The following is a 21,309-nucleotide window of genomic DNA, read 5'->3' as shown; positions in this document are numbered from 1 at the left end:
TGAGTATCTTAATCATTGAGTTATAGGGCGTCACGGAAGGGCGATCTCATGGCGCGGCGACCGATCCGCTGGCTTGTTCCGGCGTTGCTGGTGCTGGTCTGGCTGGCCGTCGGCGGAGGGCTGGGGCCGTTCGCCGGCAAGCTCTCCCAGGTGTCCACCAACGACCAGGCCGCCTTTCTGCCCCAGAGCGCGGAGTCCACGCGCGCGCTGGAAGCGCAGGAGAGGTTCCGCGAGGGGCAGACGCAGCCGCTCATCGTGGTGTGGACCGCCGACGGGAAGACCGTCACTCCCGAGCAGAGCGCCGCGGCGACCCGGACGCTCGCCGCGCTTCGTGGCACGGCGGGTGTCGTCGGGACGCCCACACCCGCCTTCGGATCGGACGACGGCCAGGCGCTGCAGGGCGTGGTCCAGCTCAGCCCCGACCTCGAGGCGCTCGGGGAGACCCTGGAGCGGATCGGCTCGGCGGTGACGGTCGACGGCCTGCGGGCCCAGCTCGCGGGACCGGCGGCCACCCGGGCCGACCTGTCCGACGCCTTCGCCGGGATCGACGGCCTGCTGCTCGGGGTGGCGCTGCTCACCGTGCTGGTCATCCTGCTGGCGGTGTACCGGAGCGTGCTGCTGCCGCTCGTCATCATCGTCGGCGCGGTCTTCGCACTGGGCCTGGCGTGTGCCGTGGTGTACTTCCTGGCCGACCACGACATCGTCCGGGTCGACGGCCAGGTGCAGGGCATCCTGTTCATCCTCGTCATCGGCGCGGCCACCGACTACGCGTTGCTGCTGACCGCCCGCTTCCGGGAGGAACTGGCCGCGACCGGCGACCGCTTCGCCGCGGGCCGCGTCGCGCTGCGACGCTCGTTCGAGCCGATCGTCGCCAGCGCCGCCACCGTCGCCCTGGCTCTGCTCGCCCTGCTGCTCAGCAGCCTGACCAACAACCGCGCGCTCGGCCCGGTGGGCGCCATCGGCATCGTGTGCGCCGCCCTCAGCGCTCTCACCTTCCTGCCCGCGGTTCTCGTCCTGCTGGGACGCGCCGCCCTGTGGCCCGCGAAGCCGCGCCCGGCAGGCGCCGAGGCGCGCGGGATCTGGGGCCGCGTGGCCGCCCTGGTCGACCGCCGTCCGCGCCGACTCTGGATCGCGACCATCCTGCCGCTCATCGCTCTCGCCCTCTTCGCGCCGCAGCTGAACGCCAGAGGCGTGCCGCTGGACGAGACCTTCGTGAACGACGCGCCGTCGGTGGCGGCACAGGCGACGCTGAGCAAGCACTTCCCCGGCGGCTCGGGGCAGCCCGCGGTCATCGTCGCCCCCGCCGATCGGGCGGCGGCCGTGGAGAAGACGGCCCGCGACGTCGAGGGCGTGTCCGACGCCGCGCCGGTGACCCAGAGCGGACGGCCGGGCGACACCCCCAAGATCATCGATGGGCTCGCGCTGGTGGAGGCGACGCTGAGCGACGCCCCGGACAGCGACGCCGCCCAGGACACGGTCAAACGCCTGCGCGCCGCGCTCGCCCCGGACCGCCACGTCATGGTCGGCGGGTACAGCGCCCAGCGGTACGACACGACGGAGACCGCGAAGAACGACACCCTGCTCATCGTCCCGGTCGTCCTGGCGATCATCCTGCTCATCCTGATCGTCCTGCTGCGCTCCCTGATGACGCCCGTGCTCCTGGTCGTCACCGTGGCGCTGAACTTCCTGGCCACCCTCGGCGTCTCCACCCTGGTCTTCACCCACGTGTTCGGATTCACCGGCAGCGACGCGTCCGTTCCGCTGTACGGCTTCGTCTTCCTGGTCGCGCTGGGCGTGGACTACAACATCTTCCTCATGTCCAGGGTGCGCGAGGAGACCGCGCACCTCGGGGCGCGGGAGGGTGTGCTGCGCGGGCTGGTCACCACCGGCGGAGTGATCACTTCGGCGGGCGTCGTGCTCGCCGCCACCTTCGCCGCGCTGGTGGTGATCCCCCTGGCCTTCCTCGCGCAGATAGCCTTCATCGTCGCCTTCGGCGTCCTGCTCGACACCCTGGTGGTGCGCTCCCTGCTGGTCCCGGCGCTGGTACGGGATCTGGACGCGCGGGCCTGGTGGCCCAGCCGCCTGGGCCGCGCCGAGTCGCCGCAGGCGTCCCGGGGACTGACCGAAGCGCCGAGGTGACGCCCGGACCCGCCGATCAGCGCGGTCGCCGCCGACGGAGATCGCAGACGCCCCGGGCCGGCCGGGATGCCGGTGATCCGGAAGAAGGCGCGGAGGCAGTCGAGCACCCCTCCCCCGGCTGACCGGAGCAGGCTGACAAACCGGAGCAGGCTGACAAAGAGGAGTTACCGTGAGCTCATGACCAGCGAATCCGCGCGGCGACGCCACGAGCAGCTCCGTGACTTCCTGCGCATCCGTCGAGCCCGGCTCACACCGGGTGACGTCGGCATTCCTGCGGCGGGCCGGCGACGGACTCCTGGGCTGCGGCGCGAAGAGGTGGCGATGCTGGCCGGGGTCGGAGTGTCCTGGTACACCTGGCTCGAGCAGGGACGCGACATCACCGTCTCGGCTGAGGTGCTCGACGCGATCGCCAGGGCCCTGCGCCTGAGCGAACCGGAGCGGGTGCACCTGTATCTCCTGGCCGGTCTCAACCCGCCGCCCGCCGACGGGACGCCCGGGACCGAGGTCACTCCCGAGGTACGACGCCTGCTCGACGCGTGGGGGCGGCGGCCCGCGGTGTTGCGGGACCGCTACTGGAACGTGCTGGCGTTCAACGACACGGCGCGGGCGGTGTTCGACTTCGACGGCACCGCCCACAACTGCCTGATCACCTTCTTCACCAGTCCCCGGTACCGCGCGGTGCACGACGTGTGGATTTCGGCCGCGTCCGCCGTCGTGGCCGCCTACCGCGCCGATTCGGCGCACTTTCCGGACGATCCCGGGTTCCGGAGGGTGGTGGACGACCTCAGCGTCGCGAGCCCCGAATTCGCCGAACTGTGGGAACGCCACGAGGTGGGCGTCCCGGTCCAGGCCGTGAACGCGCTGCGCCACCCCGAGGCCGGTGAGCTGTTCTTCGACGCGACGACCCTGGCGGTCGCCGACCACCCCGACTGGCGTCTCGTGCTGTACAACCCCCGACCGGGCACCGACACCGACGGCCGGCTCGAAGGACTGCGGCGCATCCGCCTCGCCGCCCCCGCCTGACCAGCGTGGTGGTGTCACACCCACGACAACCACGCACTGTATGTCCGCGGCGCGGGTCGGCACGCTGAACCCATGACGTTCAACGGTTCCCGATTCAGCGACAAGATCGCACTCATCACCGGCGGCACCAGCGGCATGGGGCTGGCCACCGCGCACAGGCTGATCGCCGAAGGCGCGCAGGTGATCATCACCGGGCGCGACAGGACCCGGCTCGACGCCGCGCTCGAGGAGCTCGGCGACCGGGCGTTCGGGATACCCGGTGACGCGACGAGTCTCACCGACCTGGAAGCGCTGACAGCGACCGTCCGCGACCGGTACCGGCGGCTGGACGTGGTGTTCGCCAACGCGGGCGTCGGCGCGTTCCAGCCCATCGGCGACGTCACCGAGGCCGAGTTCCACCGCGTCGTGGACGTCAACTTCAAGGCGGCCTTCTTCACCGTCCAGAAGACGCTTCCGCTGCTGCCCGACCGGGGAGCGATCGTGATCAACGCGTCGTTCGCGCTGCACCGTGGTGTGCCCGACGCCGCTCTCTACTCGGCGACCAAGGCGGCGGTGCACAACCTGACGCGCACCCTCGCGGCCGAACTGGCGCCCCGGCGGATCCGGGTCAACTCCGTGAGCCCCGGCTACGTCGACACCCCGGCGTTCCGCGCCGAGATCTCCGCCGAGGCCCAGAGCGCCATCGCCACCACGGTCGCCGCAGGCCGTGTCGGCACCGCCGACGAGGTGGCCGCCGCGGTCGCCTTCCTCGCCTCCGACGAGGCCTCCTACGTCAACGGGCAGGACATCCTCGTCGACGGCGGGCTGATCCCCGCCGTCCCGGCACCGGCGCTGTAGTCCAGGACGGACCGGCGAGCACAGCGGCACGGAAAATAAATCCATACAGGATCGTCTACAACAAAACTATCTGCTACGGTCACTCCTGTTCCCTTCCGAACAGGAGACGGCGATGCCGCGCACCACCCCTTCCCCTCGACCGGCCCGCACCGACACGTCTCGATCGCGCTGGTCGGCCCTCGCCGTGCTGTCCGCCGCGACGCTGATGACGATCCTGGACGGCAGCATCGTGACCGTGGCGATGCCGGCCATCCAGCGGGAGCTGGGCTTCTCAGCCGCAGGGCTCAGCTGGACCGTCAACGCGTACCTGATCGCCTTCGGCGGGCTGCTGCTTCTGGCCGGTCGGCTGGGCGACCTCATCGGCCGTAAAGCGATGTTCCTGGCAGGGAACGCGGTCTTCACCGCCGCGTCGCTGCTGGCCGGAGCGGCCGGCGGACCCGGCACGCTGATCGCTGCCCGGTTCGCGCAGGGCGTCGGCAGCGCCATGGCCTCCGCGGTCGTGCTGGGCATCCTGGTGACACTGTTCACCGAGCCCAGGGAGCGCGCGAAGGCGATCGGCGTCTTCAGCTTCACCGGCGCCGCCGGAGCCTCGATCGGCCAGGTCCTGGGCGGGATCCTCACCGACGCGTTGAGCTGGAACTGGATCTTCTTCATCAACCTGCCGATCGGGCTGGCCACGATCGCGCTGGCGATCCGGGTGCTGCCCGACGAGCGTGGGGCCGGACTCGCCGCCGGGGCCGACATCATCGGCGCCGTGCTGGTCACCGGCGGACTGATGCTGGGCATCTACACCGTGGTCGGAATCGAGCAGTACGGCTGGCTCTCAGCACACACCCTCGGCCTCGGCGCGGTGTCGCTGGCTCTGCTGGCCGCCTTCGTCGCCCGTCAGGCGACCGCCAGGACCCCGCTGATGCCCCTGCGGATCCTCCGCTCGCGCAACGTCTCCGGCGCCAACCTGGTCCAGATGCTGACACTGTCGGCCATGTTCGCCTTCCAGATCATCGTCGCGCTCTACATGCAGAGGGTCCTCGGCTACGGCGCGCTCGACACCGGCCTGGCGATGCTTCCCGCGGCGGTGGCCATCGGCGGCGTGTCCCTGTTCGTCTCCGCTCGGCTCAACACCCGCTTCGGCGCGCGAGCCGTCCTGCTGGCGGGCCTGGTGCTTCTGCTCGGCGCGATGGGCTGGCTCACCCGCGTCCCGGTGAACGCGGACTACGTCGTCGACCTGCTCCCCGTGATGCTGCTCATCGCGGGCGGCGGGCTGGTGCTCCCGGCGCTGACCACGCTCGGCATGTCCGGCGCCCGAGTCGACGACGCGGGCCTGGCCTCCGGGGTGTTCAACACCACCCAGCAGATCGGCATGGCCGTCGGCGTGGCGGTGCTGTCCACCCTGGCCGCCTCGCGCACCGAAGGGCTGTTGTCGGCCGGCGCCGAGGAGGCCGTCGCGCTGACCGACGGCTACCGCCTGGCCTTCGGCGTCGCCGCCGCTCTGCTCGTGGCCGCCTTCGCCGTCGCACTGACCGTGCTGCGACAGCCCAGGCCGGACACGGCCTCCCGGAACGCGCTCCCTGCCGAGCGAACGGCCCGTTGAACAGCCCGTTGAACAGCCCGGCACCACCGCCGCACCCGACCCGACGACCCACAGCGTAGACAGGAATCGATCCAGATGACCGAGCTCACCGCCACGAACGAGAACGAGCCGGGCTCCGGCCCCGCGCCGCGGATCCTCACCGAGGAGGAGCTGGTGAACCTGCTCGGCGAGCAGCGCTTCGGCGTACTGGCGACCGTGAAAACCAGCGGCCACCCCCATCTGTCCACCGTTCTGTACCACTGGGATCCCGACGAGCGGATCGTACGGATCTCCACCACGAACGACCGCCTCAAAGCGCGTCACATCCGCAGAAACCCCAGCCTCGCCCTGCACGTGAACGGGCCGGACATCTGGTCGTTCGCCGTCGCCGAAGGCGACGCGGAGGTGTCAGAGGCGACGACCGAGCCCGGAGACGCGATCGGTCAGGAACTGCTGGCCCTCACCCCGGGTTTCGAGGACCCCGCGCAGGAGGCGGCCTTCCTCAGGCAGGCGGTGAGGGAACGACGCGTGGTGATCAGACTGCGGGTGTCACGTCTGTACGGCACCGCCCTGGACATCCCCGCCGAGGACTGACCCAGAACGCGACAGCGCGTACGGCGGGAGGGCGGCATCGGCCCCCGCCGTCACCGGCACCGCCGGGACGTCCTTCGTCACCGCGCGTGCAGCTGGAACGTCTCGCCTGATCACGGCACTCACGAACATCCACCGGCCGACCGGATCCGCCGTCTCCGGCAGCGTCGTCGTCGGCCCTCCAGCCCGCAGCCGACGGTCGGACCGAAGCGTTCGGAGCGTCCCCGGTGTCAACACCAGCCTCCGCCCTGCAGGGAAGAGGTCACGTCCACGACGTAGTCGTCGCGGTGTTCCTCCTCCCCCAGCACGTCCAGAAACCACACCGAGAGCTCGACGTCCCTCCCGCCGACGGATTTGGTGAAGCAGTCCATTCCTTTGCCCTCGCTCTCCGGGGAGGGCGTCCAGCCATCCTTGATCGCGGCGTCCCGGTAGAAGGACAGCACGTCGGCCTGCGACCCCGAAACACGATAGGCCTGCCCGACGGTCGTCACCCGGCTGTCGTTCTCACAGGTGCTGCTGCGTCCCTCCTGGGGTGTCGCGTCTGCCGGACGGACGTCGAGGATGCCGAGCGTGGCCAGGGAGGCGGCGAGCCGGTCATCATCGGCGTCGCACCCATAGGTCAACACCCATGAGACAAAAGGAGCGGCCACGACGACGCTGCCCCCCACGCAGAGGGCACTGAGGGCCACGATCACCGCCATCGTCGAGCGCTTCATGATCAACAGCTTAGAGTCCTGCGCGTTCGTCCACCAGGTACGTCCCGACCGGCGACGATCACCCTGTTCGGGCGACGGAGACCGCGCTCGGCGGCCGAAGTGAGTCCGCGGGTGGGGACGTCGTCGTCGGCAACGCCGTCCCCTCAGCGGCGCTCAAACCGTCGCCGTCGGCAACGCCGTCCCCTCAGCCGCGGTCAAACCGGCGTGCACGACAAGGAGGCCGGCTTCCGTCGTAGGCTGAACCTCGTTCGTGACGGACAGGAGGCTGAGGTGGCCGAGACGACGGCGGCCGAGGTGATGGCCGAACTGGCCGAGCTCGAGGACTCGAAGACACGCGAGGTGAACGAGAGACACGGTGACGATCACGGTGTGAACCTCAGCAGGCTGCGTGCGCTCGCGAAGCGGCTGAAGACGCAGCAAGAACTCGCGCGCCGGCTCTGGGAGACGGATGACACCGCGGCGAGACTGCTGGCGATCCTGATCTGCCGCCCGAAAGCGTTCGAGCGTGACGAGTTGGACGTCATGGTGCGCGAGGCGCGCACACCCAAGGTGCACGACTGGCTCACGAACTATGTGGTGAAGAAGAACCCGCACTCCGAAGAGCTGCGCCTGGCCTGGTCCGCCGATCCGGATCCGGTGGTCGCGAGTGCCGGCTGGGCACTGACCACCGAACGCGTGACGAAGAAGCCCGAGGGTCTCGACCTCGCAGGACTGCTCGACATCATCGAGGCGGAGATGAAAGACGCCCCGGATCGCCTGCAGTGGGCGATGAACCACTGCCTGGCTCAGATCGGGATCGAGCACGCCGAGCATCGTGCCCGTGCGATCGACATCGGTGAGCGCCTGGAGGTGCTCAAGGACTACCCGACTTCCCCGGGTTGCACGTCTCCGTTCGCCCCCGTCTGGATCACCGAGATGGTGCGCCGACAGCACGATGACTAGGAAAGGCCACGCTCACGTTCACGCCGCGCTCCCTCTGGGCACGTGATCTCGCAGCGGTGCCTCCCACCTGGAGCCTCCGGGCCTTCGGCTGTCCTGGACGGAGTGCGACACGGTTGAACGCGCTGTTCACCGTCCGAGTACGCCCCAGGTCCCGTGGATCACTGAACGCTGGGCGCGGGCCTCGCTCACCGGCACATCGCGTCGACGAACTCTGAGAAGCCCGGGAACTCCTCTCCCGCCCCCGCCACGATCTCCGCCGCGGAGCGGCGCCTTCCCGGCGCGTACCGCTCCGCGATCGCCTGGAACGCCTCGTTCGGCTGCGTCTCACGACCTGGGTCGGCGAATGCCTCCGCCGGGCCCAGGCCATCCGCGAACAACCGGAGCAGATCACCGAGATCGCGAGCTATCACGCCGCGTTCCCCCTCGGAACCGAGGTAGATGACGGGCTGTTCGGTGATTGACATGCCAGGCCGAACCAGCCAGAAACCCACATAGTCGCCTGCCCCGGTAGCGCCGAAAAAGCGGAATTCGCTGCCGTCGACCTCTTCGTTACCGGTCCACAGGCGAAACCACCACGCGGTCTTCTCCGGCGCCTCGAACCGTTCGTACAGCTCGAAATCACAACCGTGGGCCTCGTCGGCTTCTTCGTCCCACTCCCACTCGAAGCCAACCTCGGCCACCTCGGCCAAGGCGATGGGCAGGGCCAGATTTTCAGGTGCCTCCGTCATCCTGAGAGGCTAAGCCACTCCACATCCGGTAGCGATCCGAGTGCGTCGCCGCCATGGGGGATCATCAGGGCTGCTCCAGGTCACCGCCTCGGCGGGCTGTAGGTCCTGGCCGTCTGCCTCAGCCGACGGCGTCCGGGCCGCGTCTGGGTCCCGGCCGGCCGAGCGGGAGAAGTCAGCTCAGCCTGGCCGCCTTGCGCAGCAGCACCGAGCGTTCGCGCTGGTTGGCGCACAGCCGGGCCGCCAGCTCCAGCTCGGCGCGCGCTTCCGGTCGCCGTCCGAGTCGGGCCAGCAGCTCACCGCGTACGGTCGGGACCAGATGCGAACCGGGGAGCCGGTCTAAGGCGATCAGCTCGTCCACGATGGCCAGGGCCTGCGCCGGGCCCGAGGCCATGGCAACGGCGACGGCCCGGTTGAGCTCGACCACCGGCGAGGGTGCGACCCGGCCGAGTGCCTCGTAGAGCACCACGATCCGGTCCCAGTCGGTCGCCTCGACCGAGGGCGCCGACGCGTGGGTGGCGGCGATCGCGGCCTGCAGGCCGTAGGGGCCGAGGCCGCGAGTCGACGCCTTGGCCAGCGCGGCCAGCCCACGGCGGATCGCCGAGAGGTCCCACCGCCGCCGGTCCTGCTCGTCGAGCAGGACCGGCGAACCGTCCGGGCCGGTCCTGGCCGGGAAACGCGCGGCCGTCAGCTCGCACAACGCCAGCAGGCCGTGCACCTCCGGCTCGTCCGGCTGCAGCGCGGCCAGCGTGCGGGCCAGCCGGATCGCCTCGTACGCGACGTCGGGGCGCAGCAGCCGGTCGCCCGACGTGGCCGTCGACCCCTCGGTGAAGATCACATAGAGGACGCTGAGCACGCCGCCCAGCCGCTCCCGGCGCTCGGCACCCTGCGGCAGCTCGAACGGCACCCCGGCCGCCGCGATCGTCTTCTTGCCCCGGGTGATGCGGGCCTGCACGGTCGGCACGGGTACGAGGAACGCGCGGGCGATCTCCTCGCTGGACAGGCCGCCGACCACGCGCAGGGTCAGCGCCACCCGGGCCTCAGGGGAGAGCACCGGGTGGCAGCTGACGAACATCAGCGCCAGCACGTCGTCATCGATCCTGTCGGGACCGATTCCTTCGTCAACCGCCGCGTCGGCCGCCAAGTCGGCCGCCACCAGGGCGTATCGGTCCCGGAGGGCGGCCCGGCGGCGGATCGCGTCGATCGCCCGCCGCCGGGCCGTGGCCATCAGCCAGCCTGCCGGATTCGCCGGAGAGGCGAGCGGCCACGACACCAGCGCCTCGGCCACCGCCTCCTGGGCCGCGTCCTCGGCCAGCCCGAAATCGCCGGTGAAGCGGGTCAGCGCGGCGACGATCCGCGCCGACTCGATCCGCCAGACGGCCTCGACATCGGCCGTACCCATCAGATCCGGCCGTCGCTCTCGCGCCCGGCCCAGTCCTTGGTGATCACTTGTCGACCTGCGGGACCTCGTCGCTCCCGGGCACCCGCCGGACCTCGATCTTGGCTCCGGGGGCCGCCGGGACCCGCTTGGCCCACTCGACCGCCTCCTGTTTCGAGGCGACGTCGAGCAGGAAGAAGCCCCCGAACAGTTCCTTGGTCTCGCCGTACGGCCCGTCCGTGACCACCGGGGCCTCACCGCTGAAGTCGACCACGACGCCCTGGCCCGGATCGTCCAGTCCTTCCGCCGCGAGGAGAACGCCGGCCTTGACCATCTCCTCGATGAACTGGCGGGTCGTGGCCATCATCTCGTCGATGTCGGCCATCATGGCCGCGTTCGACTCGTCGGTGCCCCGCATGATCAGCAGGTACTTCGGCATCGCGTTCTCCTCGTCCGGCGGAGCCGCCTCTCGGCCCTCGCACCCCCACGTCGAACGAGCGGCCCGCGGATCGACACGGCCCCGGAGAAATCTCCCGCCGCGACGCGGCCGATCCCTCCGGCCCGTGTTCCGCCCGTCAGAGCGGCCCCTGAGCGATGGCCGACGCGGACGCCCTGCTGATCGGAAAGCTTATCGTCGCGTCTTCGGAAGGCGGCGACGCTCACACGGATCCGGGAAAGGCGTTCGGGACGCGCTCAGTTGAGCGTGCGGCGGGCGGGTGAGACCGGCAACGTCAGGAACCACTGGGCCGAGAACGACGGACTCCGACCGGCAACGCCTCGTGAATCCTCAGTCCTTGGCGGCTCCGGCCAGGTTCCCGCCCAGGTCAGCTGTCCGCCGTGGCCGGCCGTACCGGTGCGGAGGTCGCCTGACCGGCGCGGCGGAAGCACCAGAGACGACGGCCGAGTGCGACCGCCCCGAGCACGAAGCAGGTGAGGCAGAAGAGCGCCAGCGGTGGCAGCAGCCAGGCGGTGACGATCCAGTAATGGAAGCTGAACGCCCCCCAGATCGGCGTCGGCAGCACCACGCCCAGCACCGTCACCAGGGCAAGGGGCGCCAGCCGCAGAACCAGCCTCGGCCGGCGCGCCGCGCGGCGTCGCGAGGCCCAGCGGCGCGCTCGGACGGCCGCGGTGACCAGAAGCGCGGCCATCCCCACCGTGAGCGCGAGCAGGACCGCGTTCACGACGGTGAGCGGGTTGCTCATCGGCGTCGCCGGCGCCCCGATCCGTTCGGCGAGAAGGTTGGTCGAGAGCAGGCCGGGGTCGCCGCCGCTGTTGGTGAGGACGAGGGCGGCCACACCGGTCTTGGGCGAGAAGACCATGTCCCCGGTCCACGTCGCCAGTGTTCCGCCGTGGCCGATCACCGACGGCGGGGCGTCCGCTGTGACGGGGCGGGACTGCCAGCCGAGGGCGTAGTCGCCGGCCTTCGGCTGGACGGTGTGCAACTCGGCCAGGGAAGCGGCACTCAGCAGGTTCGCGCCGAGGGTGCCCTGGTTGAACCGCAGCCACCGCACCATGTCGTCCAGGGTCGAGATCACCCCGCCGTTGCCGACGCAGAACCCCGGCATCTCCGGTGCCGCGACGGCGGCCCCGAGAACGACCTCGTACCCGGACGTCAGGCCCTCGGCATGATCGGAACACCCCAGCGTCGAGCCGGTGTCGGTCATGCCCAGCGGCGTGAACAGCTCGGTGCGGAGGAAGTCGTCGAAGGACTTCCCCGACACCACCTCGACGATCCTCGCCGCGATCGAGTAGTTGGTGTTGTGGTACTCCGGGTGGGTGCCCGGCGCGGTGGCCAGGACCTTGTCGGCCAGCCTGGCCACGATCTCCCGCGCGCCGCGCGGAGGCGGGAACACGTACTCGTTGTTCGTGCTGATCGACAGCCCCGAGGTGTGGCTGAGGACCTGGCGCACGGTGATCCCGGTGAAGCGCGGATCGGCCATCCTGAAGTCGGGCAGGACCTTGACGACCGGGTCGTCCAGGGAGAGGCGGTCACGGTCGACCAGCAGCATGATCGCCGTAGCCGTCATCGACTTGCTCATCGACGCGATCCGGAACCGTGTCCGCGCCGTCACCGCGTTGCCGTCCCCGTCCCGGCCGCGGACGATCGTCTCGACCGACGCCCCGTCGATCACGGCCGCCGCGACACCCGGCGCACCGTAGACGGAGCGGTAGTCGTCGACCAGCCGTTCGCCGGTGGCATGGGCCGGCGCCGTCCAGCCGAGCAGTACGGCGACGAGCACACCGCCGAGGACGAGAAGGGAGGCCACACGAGACAAGCGCAGAGGTAGGAAACGCACGACGCCGAACCTAGGCCGGGCGTCTCCGGCCGACATCACCCCAAGGGGTGAGACGGCACCGCCCGGCGGGGTGGAATCTCAGTCAGGCAGATCGTTGCGGCCCACGAGCCCGTTCTCGTAGGCGTGGATCACCACGTGCACGCGGTCGCGCAGGTTCAGTTTCTGCAGGACGGCCCGGACGTGCGACTTCACCGTGTTCTCGCTCAGCACCAGCTCCGCGCAGATCTCGCTGTTGGACCTGCCGCGGGCGAGCAGGCCGAAGATCTCGACCTCGCGTGGGGTGAGGCCGTCCAGGGCCGCCGTCCTGCGCATCGGCACCTGCCGTACGAGATCGAGGACCGTCGCGGCCACCCCCGGGGCCAGCGCCGACGTCCCGGAGGCGACGTCGCACACGGCCTGGGCCAGGGCGGCGGGCCGGACGTCCTTGGTCAGGTAGCCGCTCGCGCCGGCCCGGATGGCGGCCACGACCAGTTCGTCGTCATCGAACGTCGTCAGCATGAGCACCCGGGTCGCCGGTGCGATCCTGACGATCTCCGCCGTGGCGGCGACCCCGTCCATGCGCGGCATGCGGATGTCCATCAGCACCACGTCGAGGCGGTACCGCCGGACGACCTCGATCGCGTCGCCGCCGTTCGCGACGTCATGGGTCACCTCGATGCGTTCGTCGGCCGACAGCACCGTACGGAGCGAGGCCCGCAGCAACTCCTGATCGTCGACGAGCATGACGCGGATCCCGCTCATGCCCCCTCCTTCGTGGGGAGCCGCGCCCGCAGCACCCATCCGTCGTCCCCGTCGTCGATCGACAGGGCGCCGCCCGCGGTACGCACCCGTTCCTCGATCCCCATCAAGCCGGTCCCCTGGCCGCCGGTTTCGCGAAGCGCCTTGCCGCCGTCGTCGCGCACCTCCACCACCACCTCGGCCGGGGTCCAGCGCAGGCGAACGGCCACCTCGACCGGTGGTTCGAGGTGGCGCAGCGCGTTGGTGACGCCCTCCTGAACGGTCCGGACCGCCGCGACCTCGGCACTCAGGCTCAGTGGCCGTCGCTCACCCGCCTCCGTGAACGTCACCGCGTGGAGCGGGCTCGCCGCAGAGGCCACGAGGTCGGGGAGGGCGTCGAGCGAGATCGGGACCTTTCCCGGCCGGGAACCGGCGCGTGGCGCCACGGTGGCCGGGCCCAGGGTGGCCAGCATCGCTCGCAGACCCTGGTGGGCGTCCCGGCCGGTCTCGGCGATGTCGCCGAGTTCACGGCGGGTCGCCGGATCCGCCGTCGTCACCGCCGCGGCCTCGATCCGCGCGACCATGACGGTGACCGTGTGGGCGATCACGTCGTGCAGGTCCCGGCGGATGCCGGCCCGTTCGTCCGCGACCGCCGCGGCCAGTCGTTCGCTCTCGGCTCGTCGGCCGGCCTCATGCCTGCGGCGTACCAGCAGGGCCGAAAGCCACACACCGCCGACCACGAGCATCAGCAGCCCGCCCTCGCCTAGGAGGGTCCATCCGGAGACGTCGGGAGGCAGCCGGGCCCACGCCACCAGCTCGGTGAGGACGACCCCGAGCACGGCGACGGCCAACGCGGCCACCGAGGAGCTGACCGAGACCAGACTGGTCAGCCGCCACAACATGAGGGGGAAGCACACAGCCGAGGGCAGCATGCTCGGTGACCACCCCAGGAAGGGCGTCGTCACCTGGACGAGCATTGCCAGCGCGCCGATCGCGTACCCCACCCACGGCCGTCGACGGACCACCACCGCTCCCACATGGAGCAGGACGGCGGCACCCGCCGCGGCGAGGATCTGCCGCAGGTCAGCGCCGAGGTGCCAGACGCCCGCCAGGATGATCACCGTCAGAAGAGCCAGGACCACGTGCGCCGCCACCGTCGTCACCGGCCATGTGCTCCGGCGCTGGGAGGCTGTCACGGTCGTCGCCTTCCGGTGGGCTCGTGGTGGGGAGCCGTGCCCGGCTCGACGTGCCACAGGATAGCCAGCGGTGGGCAGGCGTTCTGACGCCCCGCCACGAACCCGCCGGCGAAGCCCGTCGATGAGCCGCCTCATCGAACGCCGAGCCGTCCCGGTCAACGGCCAGGCGGCCGGGCGACGGTGGAGCGGACGGTCGGCGGTTCACATGCCGCTCCGCCGGACGTGGCCCGATATGGCCGATACGGTGCCCGATTCCCGCTGGAACCCGGGAGAAAGCCTGGGGCAGGCTGTCCGTGGACAGCGAACGGCGTGCCCTGCGGCCTGGACGTCTCTGTCGGCTGGACACCTCTATCGGGATGAGAACGCATGAGTTACGACGACCGCATGTCTCCGGACTCGCCGACGGACTCTTCGAACTCGCCGGTCGACGGTCTGGAGTTCGACGACGTGCTCCAGCGTGCGTACCGGCACGTGCTGAGCTGGCGGCGGTCGGTCGCCGATCGCCCGGTTTTCCCCGCGGTGACATCGGACGAACTACGTGATCTTCTCACCGACGGAGGCCCGCCCGAGGCGGGCAGCGATGCGATCTCAACCCTGGACGTCCTGGCGAGGGCCGGTGAGCTGGGGTCGACGGCCAGCGCGGGGCCACGCTACTTCGGCTATGTCATCGGCTCCTCCCTGCCCGTGGCCGTGGGCGCGGACTGGCTGGTCACCGCCTGGGACCAGAACGCGACGCTGTACTCCTGCGGCCCGGCGGTCTCGGTGATCGAGGAGGTCTGCGCCGACTGGCTGGTGAAGATGCTCGGCCTGCCTCCGCACACGTCGGCGGGATTCACCACGGGCACCCAGATGGCCGCCTTCACCTGCCTCGCGGCGGCCAGGCACCATCTGCTGGCCCAGCAGGGCTGGGACGCCGAAACGGACGGGCTCTGGGGAGCGCCGCGCATTCCGGTGACGGTCGGCGAGCAGCGTCATGCCTCGATCGATCGCGCCCTGCGCTACCTGGGGATGGGGACGCGTGTTCACGAGGTCGGGTGCGACGCGAACGGCGCGATCGACCTCTCCGCGCTACGCGCGGAGCTGGATCGGACAGATCGGCCACCGATCGTCTGTGTGCAGGCCGGCAACATCAACACCGGTGCCGTCGATCCGCTTCGCGAGGTGTGCGAGCTCGTGCACGACCGAGGCGGATGGGTGCACGTCGACGGAGCGATCGGACTGTGGGCTCTGGTCAGTGACAAGCACCGCCGTCTCCTTGACGGAGCCCACCTGGCGGACTCCTGGACCACCGACGCGCACAAGTGGCTGAACGTGCCCTTCGACTGCGGCATCGCATTCGTCGCCCATCCCGACGCGCACCGGGCGGCCGTCGGAGTCACCGCGGCCTATCTGGAGGCATCCGACCACCGGGATCAGATCAACACGATTCCTGACTGGTCCAGGCGTGCCCGCTCGGTGCCCGTCTACGCGGTACTGCGGACGCTGGGCCGGGCAGGCGTCGCCGGGCTCATCGACCGCAACATCGAGCACGCTCACCACATCGCCACCCGCCTCTCGGCGGAACCCGGCATCGAAATCGTCAATAAGGTCGTCCTGAACCAGGTTCTGGTGCGATTCACCGCACCCGGCCGCGACGACGACGAGCTCACCCGGGAGATCATCGGCAGGGTCCAGGACGACGGCACCTGCTGGCTCAGCGGATCGGTCTTCGACAACCGGGCGGTCATGCGCATATCGATCTGCTCGGCGTACACCACGACCGAGGACATCCAGCGCAGCGCCGAGGCCATCATCGGCTGCAGTCGCGACGCCACGGCCGGGCGGGCACGCACCCCGCGTACCGGCTGACCCGCGCCGACCCGTCGGCACAGACCGGCAACGCGAGCCGCCGCCGGGGCACAGGTCTCGACCGCGTCACACGGCCCGATCTCGGGGCGGCCTTGTGGCTGCGCACCACTGACGCCCAGGCATCGTGCGGGCGGGCCGCGGCACGGCCATGACCTGCCGCCCGCACAGCGCGGACGGAGACGGCAATTCCCGCCGCCCGAAGGCGCCCACGTTCCACACCCGCCCTCAGGCGGTGCGTAAACCATCAACAATAATTGCAGAAATCATCAATGACACCCTGGACATAAACCGGCAGACTGGCTTCGAGTTTAGTTCGAGAAAGGAGATGGACGTGTAAGGAAAAACGGATTCACAGATGGCGGTCGGTGGCGACTTCCTTGCCTATTCGGCCTGAAACAGGAAGTGAACAGCAGACAGGCAGGAAGCAGCCGATGTGATGCACGCTGCCCCCGACCTGACGGACCGTGCGGCGCGGGCGAAAGACAAGAGCTTCGCCGGCGTACGGCACCGAGACCGATGAGGGAGCAAGGCGAGTGAAAAAGCGAAGGACTCTGGCCGCCGCCATGCTGGCGGCATGCGCGATGGCCACCGTGGTCACCGCGGCACCGGCGCAGGCGAAGACGATGGACTGGGATAACTGCCCGGAGGGCTATGTGTGCCTTTATGGCGACACTTACGGCAGAGGGCGTTACAGCAACACACCGGGAACCGATCGCGCCAACGTCGGCCCCCACATCAACGATCTGACGAGCTCCATCTGGAACCGTACCAATGATGCCGTGTGTTTCTACGAGCATACGAACTGGGGCGGTAGAACCCTGATAGGCGTCCCGCCGGGGGGATGGGTGGACAACGTCGGAGCGTCCGCCAACGACAAGATCTCCTCATACCGCGGGAATGTGTGGTGCAGATGGTGACGAATGTCGACTCCACCCGCGACCGGGTACGGGCGGGCGAGTTCCAGACATTCTCCCGCTGATGCCATGGACAGGGCGGCGGCGCCGATGACGCCGTCCTGTTTCCGTTCCTTCACCTCGGCATACCACCCCAAGCAGTACGCGACGGGTTGCTGTCACCACTGTTCGGGGGCCTGACGGCTGTCCATTACTCTCGCCTGAGTTGATCTGTTTTTCGGGGGCGAAGACGAAGAGGGCGCCATGACTCGGGTACCGGAGGCGGGGACGCGATCCCCTGCAACGGCGGCGCTCCGCTTCGGCGCGGTCCTGGCCGCGTCGGGGCCGGTGATCTTGACGACCTTCGGTGTCGGCAGGCAGGATCTCGGCTGGTTCTGTGCCGCGACGGGCTCCGCTCCCTCCTCGCTGGAGGGTCCCTACGCGCTGGAGAACGCACCGGGAGAGCTGCTGTTCTGGGGCGTTCTCCTGCTGCCGGTCGTCGTGGCCGGCCTTCTCCTGCGCGGGTCACGCCGGGCCGCGCTCGCCGCCGTCGCCGCGGTCGGCACCGTGCTCGCGTTCGGGCTCGTCACCGCGTTTCTCCTGCCGGGCCCCGACCCGTGCACCGGGCAGGAACGTGCGGTCGTGCCGCCCTGGCCCCTGATCGTCTGCTACCCGGTGGCCACGGGGGCGCTGCTCCTGGCGGCTCGATCCCCCCTGCTCCGGAGACCGTACGGGATCATCCTGTGGGCGGGCGCCGTCACCGCGGCGGCGTGGGCGGCGATGTTCCACCGCCTCATGGTCACATCCGGCAACTCCCTCGTAGTCCGCTACGGCTTCGGCGGGGTTGCGGAGTCGCCCTGGGACGGCCTCGCCTGGTGGTCCGGTGACGCCGACAGGATCGGCCTGCCGGTCGTTCTCGTCGCGTTGGCGGCAGCCGCGAGAGCGGCGGCCTCCGCCCGATGGGAACGGCCGGCCGGCACCGCGGTCGCGGCGGTCATCCTCCTCTTCCCGCTACTCGACGTCGTGGAGTACGTCCGCTGGTGTGGCGGCGACTTCCAGATATCTCTCGTCGATTCGGTGCGATGGCACCTGCTTCTCGCGGCCGTCCTCGTCGCGTCGACTGCCTGGATCCCCCGACAGCGGATCTCCTGGGCCGGAACCGTCCGCCTGGCACGGCACATGATCCGCGGACAATCGAAGGACATGATCCCCGGACAGGCGAAGAATCTCGCCGTCGCAATCGTGATCGCGGCCACCGCCGTCTGGCTGGTCGTCTCGTCCTTCACCCCGACACGGTAGGAGCACAACGACACAGATCCCCCGGCATCGTACGGAGACCGGCGGTCCCCCAGTGTCAGCGACCAGATGCTCTCCGACCAGCCATCCCCCATCAGCAAGGTCCAGGCCACATCGTCGAGCAGCGATCTCGAACAGGCCGATATCAGGCTTAATGCGTGTTTTCGAACTCAGAATCCGTGTTACACAGTTTTACCGATGCCGACAAGCAACGAGTCTGGAAATATTACGTCCGCCTTTGCGGCGGACTTCGCCATTGGCCCCGGAAAGTGCCAATGGCGGCCGATACCTTGTGTCAACCCACGCGACACGACATGAAGGAGCGCTCATCGTGACACCCGAGACAGACCCGGCGACTGACCTCAACGGGTGGGGTGCCGCGCTGGCCAGTGCCTTCGAGATACTGCTCGGTGGAAAGCCGGCCGTCGACCCCGCCGCCAGATACGGGGTGTACTACGCCTCGGACCCCCTCGACGAGTTCCTGTTCCCGAATCCCTGGGCCACCCCTGACACGCTGTCAGGTCGGAAGCCGAGGCACCTTCCGGATTCGGACGGTGAGCACCCCTTCTCCCCCTGGACATGGCAGTTCAACCTGAGCGAGTCGCTGTTCCGCTTCGACGCCGAACTCCTGGCAGGAACGGGACCGTGGGGCGACGGCGGGCACAAGGGCCCCCAGCCGTTCGACGACGCCTTCGTCGCCGACCTGCGGACCGTCTCCTCGGTCGACGAAGCCGGTGAAGCACTGGTGCACGGCGCGGACTTGGGGCCGCTCCTGGGCCGCCACGGCGTCGACCTGACCGACGAGAAATCCGAGAAACTGAACGGCTGGCTGACCGTGCTGCTGCGCGTCGCCACCGATGGCACTCTCACCGATGCGATGCGGGCCGCCACGTTCACCGAACGTGGCCCCGGACACCTGGTGTCGATTCACGACATGGATGGCGCCCGCTCCGCCGACGAGCCCTGGGAAGAAAGGCTGAGCGCGGTCACGCATCCCGCGCTCCGCGACCATCTCCGCATGCTCTGCCTCACCGAGGACGACGCGCGCAGCGAGGGCGGCTTCTACTGCGGCACCGACCACTGGCCGTGGACCGATGTCCTGGAAGCGGTCGGCTGCTCCCTTGTCGCAGGCTGGGGATTCGGCGAGTCCCAGGCCGGTACCGCCGTCGTGCGACTGCCAGACAGACCAGGAGCGCGCTGAGCACGCCGCTTCATGATCCGGGAGGCGCAGAAAGCCGAGAACCTCCGATCCGGCGATCACCCCGCGCGTCCACGCCCACGTGATCCGCTCCGCGGAAACCGCCGTCGCCGAAGTCTTCGCCGAAGCTCTCGAACAAGAGGTGATTCGGGTTCTCACAAGGGTCCCTGATCCCGCCCTGTACAGGATCAGGGACTTTACGTTGAGGTGTGCACATACGAACTGACCGCTCGATATCGCCTCGTCAAATCTGGGTGGCCCGTTGCTTCAGCCGAGACGCCACCGCCCTGAACCGGATCAAGAAATCGTTGCTCAACGAAGCAAACGAGTCACTGCAACCGGGAAAGACCTGGTGTTCGTTGTGCGGGCGGCACATCACTTCGGGTGACCCGTGTTCATGAATGCCGCAGCCTCCCTGGGTCAAAGGCTGATCGATTCCTCGGCACTTGCCCTGCCGGGGTGAAGTCACCAGATCCGTAGCGCTGTTACCGAGGTCGAACTCGTGATGTGAAAATTGCCATCTGGACCTACACGGGACAGGGCTTGTCTCCCGGTGAACACTTCCTGGCCGCAGCCCTTGCCCCGTCGCGTCGATGTCAGTGGCGGCATCTGGCCCGAGGGCGGGGGCGAAAACCTGCTGATCCGCCGAGTCGAGCTCCTGAGAGGAACGTTGGCTGATCCCGGCTGCTCGGAACGGGGGGGACGGGCCCGGTCCCGGCCTTGGTCAGTGGTGGAAGACGGCCTCGGGATAGCGTGGGGAAGGTCCGTCGAGTAGCGGTTGGCGGCGCTGACGCAGGTGCTGATCCAGGAAGGCGCTGGTGTACTTCCGGATGATCTCCACACCTCGGGCACCGGGAAGGGCGCCCGCGGAGGCGGGGGTGTCCTGCTCGGTGAGCATCGGAAAGTCGGTGAACGATCCGTGGTCAGAGCCAGCGAGCGTGAGCCAGCGCTTCCAGCCGGTCATCCGGCGCCAGTCCCGGTCCCAGGAGGTGTCCTGGCCTCCGGGCTCACGGACCTTCTCGGCACCCATCATGAGGAACGGCCTGGAGAACTTCTTGGGGATCGGCACGAAGAAGGGGCCGTCCATGTTGACTCCGGCGCGTACGCGGGAGTCGTTGAGCATGGTCCACTGGGCGCTGCTGCCGCCCATGGAGTACCCCACCATCCCGATCCTGGCGGGATCGATCACTTTGGCGCTCTTCCACGCCGGGGAGGAGCCGGTCAGCCGGTCGAGGACGAAAGAGACGTCGGCGGCCCTGCCCTTGGTCGCCTTGGCACCGAATCCGGGCGAGCGCGCGGAGTCGCAAGCGGCACACGTCGCGGTGCGCCCACCGGGGAGGCTCGTGCCGTACGACTCGTAGGTGTGATCGACGGCGGCCACCACGTAACCCTTGCTCGCCAGTTCCTCGCTCAGCGAGGTGAGCCAGCCCCGGGGCATGGTGAACCCTGGCGACAGTACGACGAGGGGCAGGCCGCGTCCATGAGGCTCGGCGTCGACGAACGCGTTGGTCCGAGTTCTGCTGAGCATGTCCAACGGCACACCGGTGATCTGCTGGCCCTTCAGCAGCAGTTCGGACTCCACCGGAGTCATGTAGAGGGCCCTACGGCCGGTGGGCGCCTTGGCGGGATACCACAGCGAGACCATGAGCTCGCGCTTCCCGACCTTGGCAACCCACGGGTCCGGGCGGGTGTCGTCCACCAAATGCAGGACGGTCATGCCCACCACGTGCGGTCCGGTCGGTTTGGGCAGCGCGGGGACGTCGCCCGAGGACGAGACGGCAGGCGCCGCGCCAGTTGCCGCGATCGAGAGGACCGCGGCGACAGTCACGATGGCACCCTTGGTGAGAAGAGTTCGCATGGAACGATCCTTGCGGCGCCCCGCTGGACACACCTCCTTCACGGTGATGACCGGGGGATACATCTTTTGTCGCTTCGGCACCGAG

The 21,309-nt window shown here is 69.4% G+C and carries 17 protein-coding genes and 1 pseudogene; 10 read left to right on the top strand and 8 right to left on the bottom strand.

From position 1 onward, the window contains the following. Positions 1-48 precede the first annotated feature (48 nt). The 5 genes from PKF00_RS23830 to PKF00_RS23810 all read left to right on the top strand — a co-directional run bounded on the left by PKF00_RS23830 (position 49) and on the right by PKF00_RS23810 (position 6,163). Complete coding sequence (locus PKF00_RS23830) at positions 49-2,139, top strand: MMPL family transporter (RefSeq protein ID WP_271219843.1); 2,091 nt, start codon at positions 49-51, stop codon at positions 2,137-2,139. A gap of 177 nt (positions 2,140-2,316) precedes the next feature. Then, the gene (locus PKF00_RS23825; RefSeq protein WP_271219842.1) at positions 2,317-3,162 is read left to right on the top strand and encodes a helix-turn-helix transcriptional regulator; all 846 of its coding nucleotides are present in this window, start codon (positions 2,317-2,319) and stop codon (positions 3,160-3,162) included. A gap of 72 nt (positions 3,163-3,234) precedes the next feature. After that, positions 3,235-3,999: a glucose 1-dehydrogenase gene (locus tag PKF00_RS23820; RefSeq protein WP_271219841.1), complete on the top strand. Its 765-nt coding sequence runs from the start codon at positions 3,235-3,237 to the stop codon at positions 3,997-3,999. Between the two features lie 112 nt (positions 4,000-4,111). Then, positions 4,112-5,590: an MFS transporter gene (locus PKF00_RS23815; protein ID WP_271219840.1), complete on the top strand. Its 1,479-nt coding sequence runs from the start codon at positions 4,112-4,114 to the stop codon at positions 5,588-5,590. Between the two features lie 75 nt (positions 5,591-5,665). Beyond that, the gene (locus tag PKF00_RS23810) at positions 5,666-6,163 is read left to right on the top strand and encodes a PPOX class F420-dependent oxidoreductase (protein WP_271219839.1); all 498 of its coding nucleotides are present in this window, start codon (positions 5,666-5,668) and stop codon (positions 6,161-6,163) included. Between the two features lie 227 nt (positions 6,164-6,390). On the opposite strand, the gene PKF00_RS23805 is transcribed toward PKF00_RS23810, so the two are convergent. Continuing rightward, positions 6,391-6,876, bottom strand: a complete 486-nt coding sequence (locus tag PKF00_RS23805) for a hypothetical protein (protein ID WP_271219838.1) — start codon at positions 6,874-6,876, stop codon at positions 6,391-6,393. A 270-nt stretch (positions 6,877-7,146) separates the two neighbouring features. Here PKF00_RS23805 and PKF00_RS23800 point away from each other — a divergent pair, with 270 nt between their 5' ends. Continuing rightward, on the top strand, positions 7,147-7,818 hold the full coding sequence (locus PKF00_RS23800) for a DNA alkylation repair protein (protein ID WP_271219837.1): 672 nt from the start codon (positions 7,147-7,149) through the stop codon (positions 7,816-7,818). A 185-nt stretch (positions 7,819-8,003) separates the two neighbouring features. Here PKF00_RS23800 and PKF00_RS23795 read toward each other — a convergent pair whose 3' ends face one another. The 6 genes and pseudogenes from PKF00_RS23795 to PKF00_RS23770 all read right to left on the bottom strand — a co-directional run bounded on the left by PKF00_RS23795 (position 8,004) and on the right by PKF00_RS23770 (position 14,131). Next, the gene (locus tag PKF00_RS23795) at positions 8,004-8,546 is read right to left on the bottom strand and encodes an SMI1/KNR4 family protein (RefSeq protein ID WP_271219836.1); all 543 of its coding nucleotides are present in this window, start codon (positions 8,544-8,546) and stop codon (positions 8,004-8,006) included. A 172-nt stretch (positions 8,547-8,718) separates the two neighbouring features. Further along, positions 8,719-9,945: an RNA polymerase sigma factor gene (locus PKF00_RS23790; RefSeq protein ID WP_271219835.1), complete on the bottom strand. Its 1,227-nt coding sequence runs from the start codon at positions 9,943-9,945 to the stop codon at positions 8,719-8,721. Further along, positions 9,945-10,360, bottom strand: a pseudogene (locus tag PKF00_RS23785) (YciI family protein). The gene PKF00_RS23790 and the pseudogene PKF00_RS23785 overlap by 1 nt, the downstream one beginning before the upstream one ends. Positions 10,361-10,745: 385 nt before the next feature. Beyond that, positions 10,746-12,218 carry a serine hydrolase domain-containing protein gene (locus tag PKF00_RS23780; protein ID WP_271219833.1) on the bottom strand — a complete coding sequence of 491 codons (1,473 nt, stop codon included), beginning with the start codon at positions 12,216-12,218 and terminating at the stop codon, positions 10,746-10,748. A gap of 78 nt (positions 12,219-12,296) precedes the next feature. Then, complete coding sequence (locus PKF00_RS23775) at positions 12,297-12,959, bottom strand: response regulator (protein ID WP_271219832.1); 663 nt, start codon at positions 12,957-12,959, stop codon at positions 12,297-12,299. Continuing rightward, a complete protein-coding gene (locus PKF00_RS23770; protein ID WP_271219831.1) occupies positions 12,956-14,131 on the bottom strand; it encodes a sensor histidine kinase in 1,176 nt (391 codons plus the stop codon). The genes PKF00_RS23775 and PKF00_RS23770 overlap by 4 nt, the downstream gene beginning before the upstream one ends. Before the next feature lie 366 nt (positions 14,132-14,497). Here PKF00_RS23770 and PKF00_RS23765 point away from each other — a divergent pair, with 366 nt between their 5' ends. The 4 genes from PKF00_RS23765 (at position 14,498) to PKF00_RS23750 (ending at position 19,369) form a co-directional block, all read left to right on the top strand. Next, positions 14,498-15,979, top strand: coding sequence for a pyridoxal phosphate-dependent decarboxylase family protein (locus PKF00_RS23765; protein ID WP_271219830.1), 1,482 nt, complete (start codon positions 14,498-14,500; stop codon positions 15,977-15,979). A 533-nt stretch (positions 15,980-16,512) separates the two neighbouring features. Continuing rightward, positions 16,513-16,896, top strand: coding sequence for a peptidase inhibitor family I36 protein (locus tag PKF00_RS23760; protein WP_271219829.1), 384 nt, complete (start codon positions 16,513-16,515; stop codon positions 16,894-16,896). 240 nt (positions 16,897-17,136) lie between these two features. Continuing rightward, the gene (locus tag PKF00_RS23755; protein WP_271219828.1) at positions 17,137-18,171 is read left to right on the top strand and encodes a hypothetical protein; all 1,035 of its coding nucleotides are present in this window, start codon (positions 17,137-17,139) and stop codon (positions 18,169-18,171) included. A 328-nt stretch (positions 18,172-18,499) separates the two neighbouring features. Further along, positions 18,500-19,369 (top strand): hypothetical protein, encoded by an 870-nt coding sequence (locus PKF00_RS23750; protein ID WP_271219827.1) that lies wholly within the window; start codon positions 18,500-18,502, stop codon positions 19,367-19,369. Positions 19,370-20,090: 721 nt separating this feature from the next. Here PKF00_RS23750 and PKF00_RS23745 read toward each other — a convergent pair. Then, on the bottom strand, positions 20,091-21,224 hold the full coding sequence (locus tag PKF00_RS23745; RefSeq protein WP_271219826.1) for an alpha/beta hydrolase family protein: 1,134 nt from the start codon (positions 21,222-21,224) through the stop codon (positions 20,091-20,093). Positions 21,225-21,309 lie beyond the last annotated feature (85 nt).

The organism is Streptosporangium carneum (genome assembly GCF_027922005.1).
In the GTDB taxonomy this organism is placed as follows: Bacteria; Actinomycetota; Actinomycetes; order Streptosporangiales; family Streptosporangiaceae; genus Streptosporangium; species Streptosporangium carneum.
The sequence above is the reverse complement of the archived record's forward strand: the minus strand, read 5'-3'. Positions and strand labels throughout refer to the sequence as shown.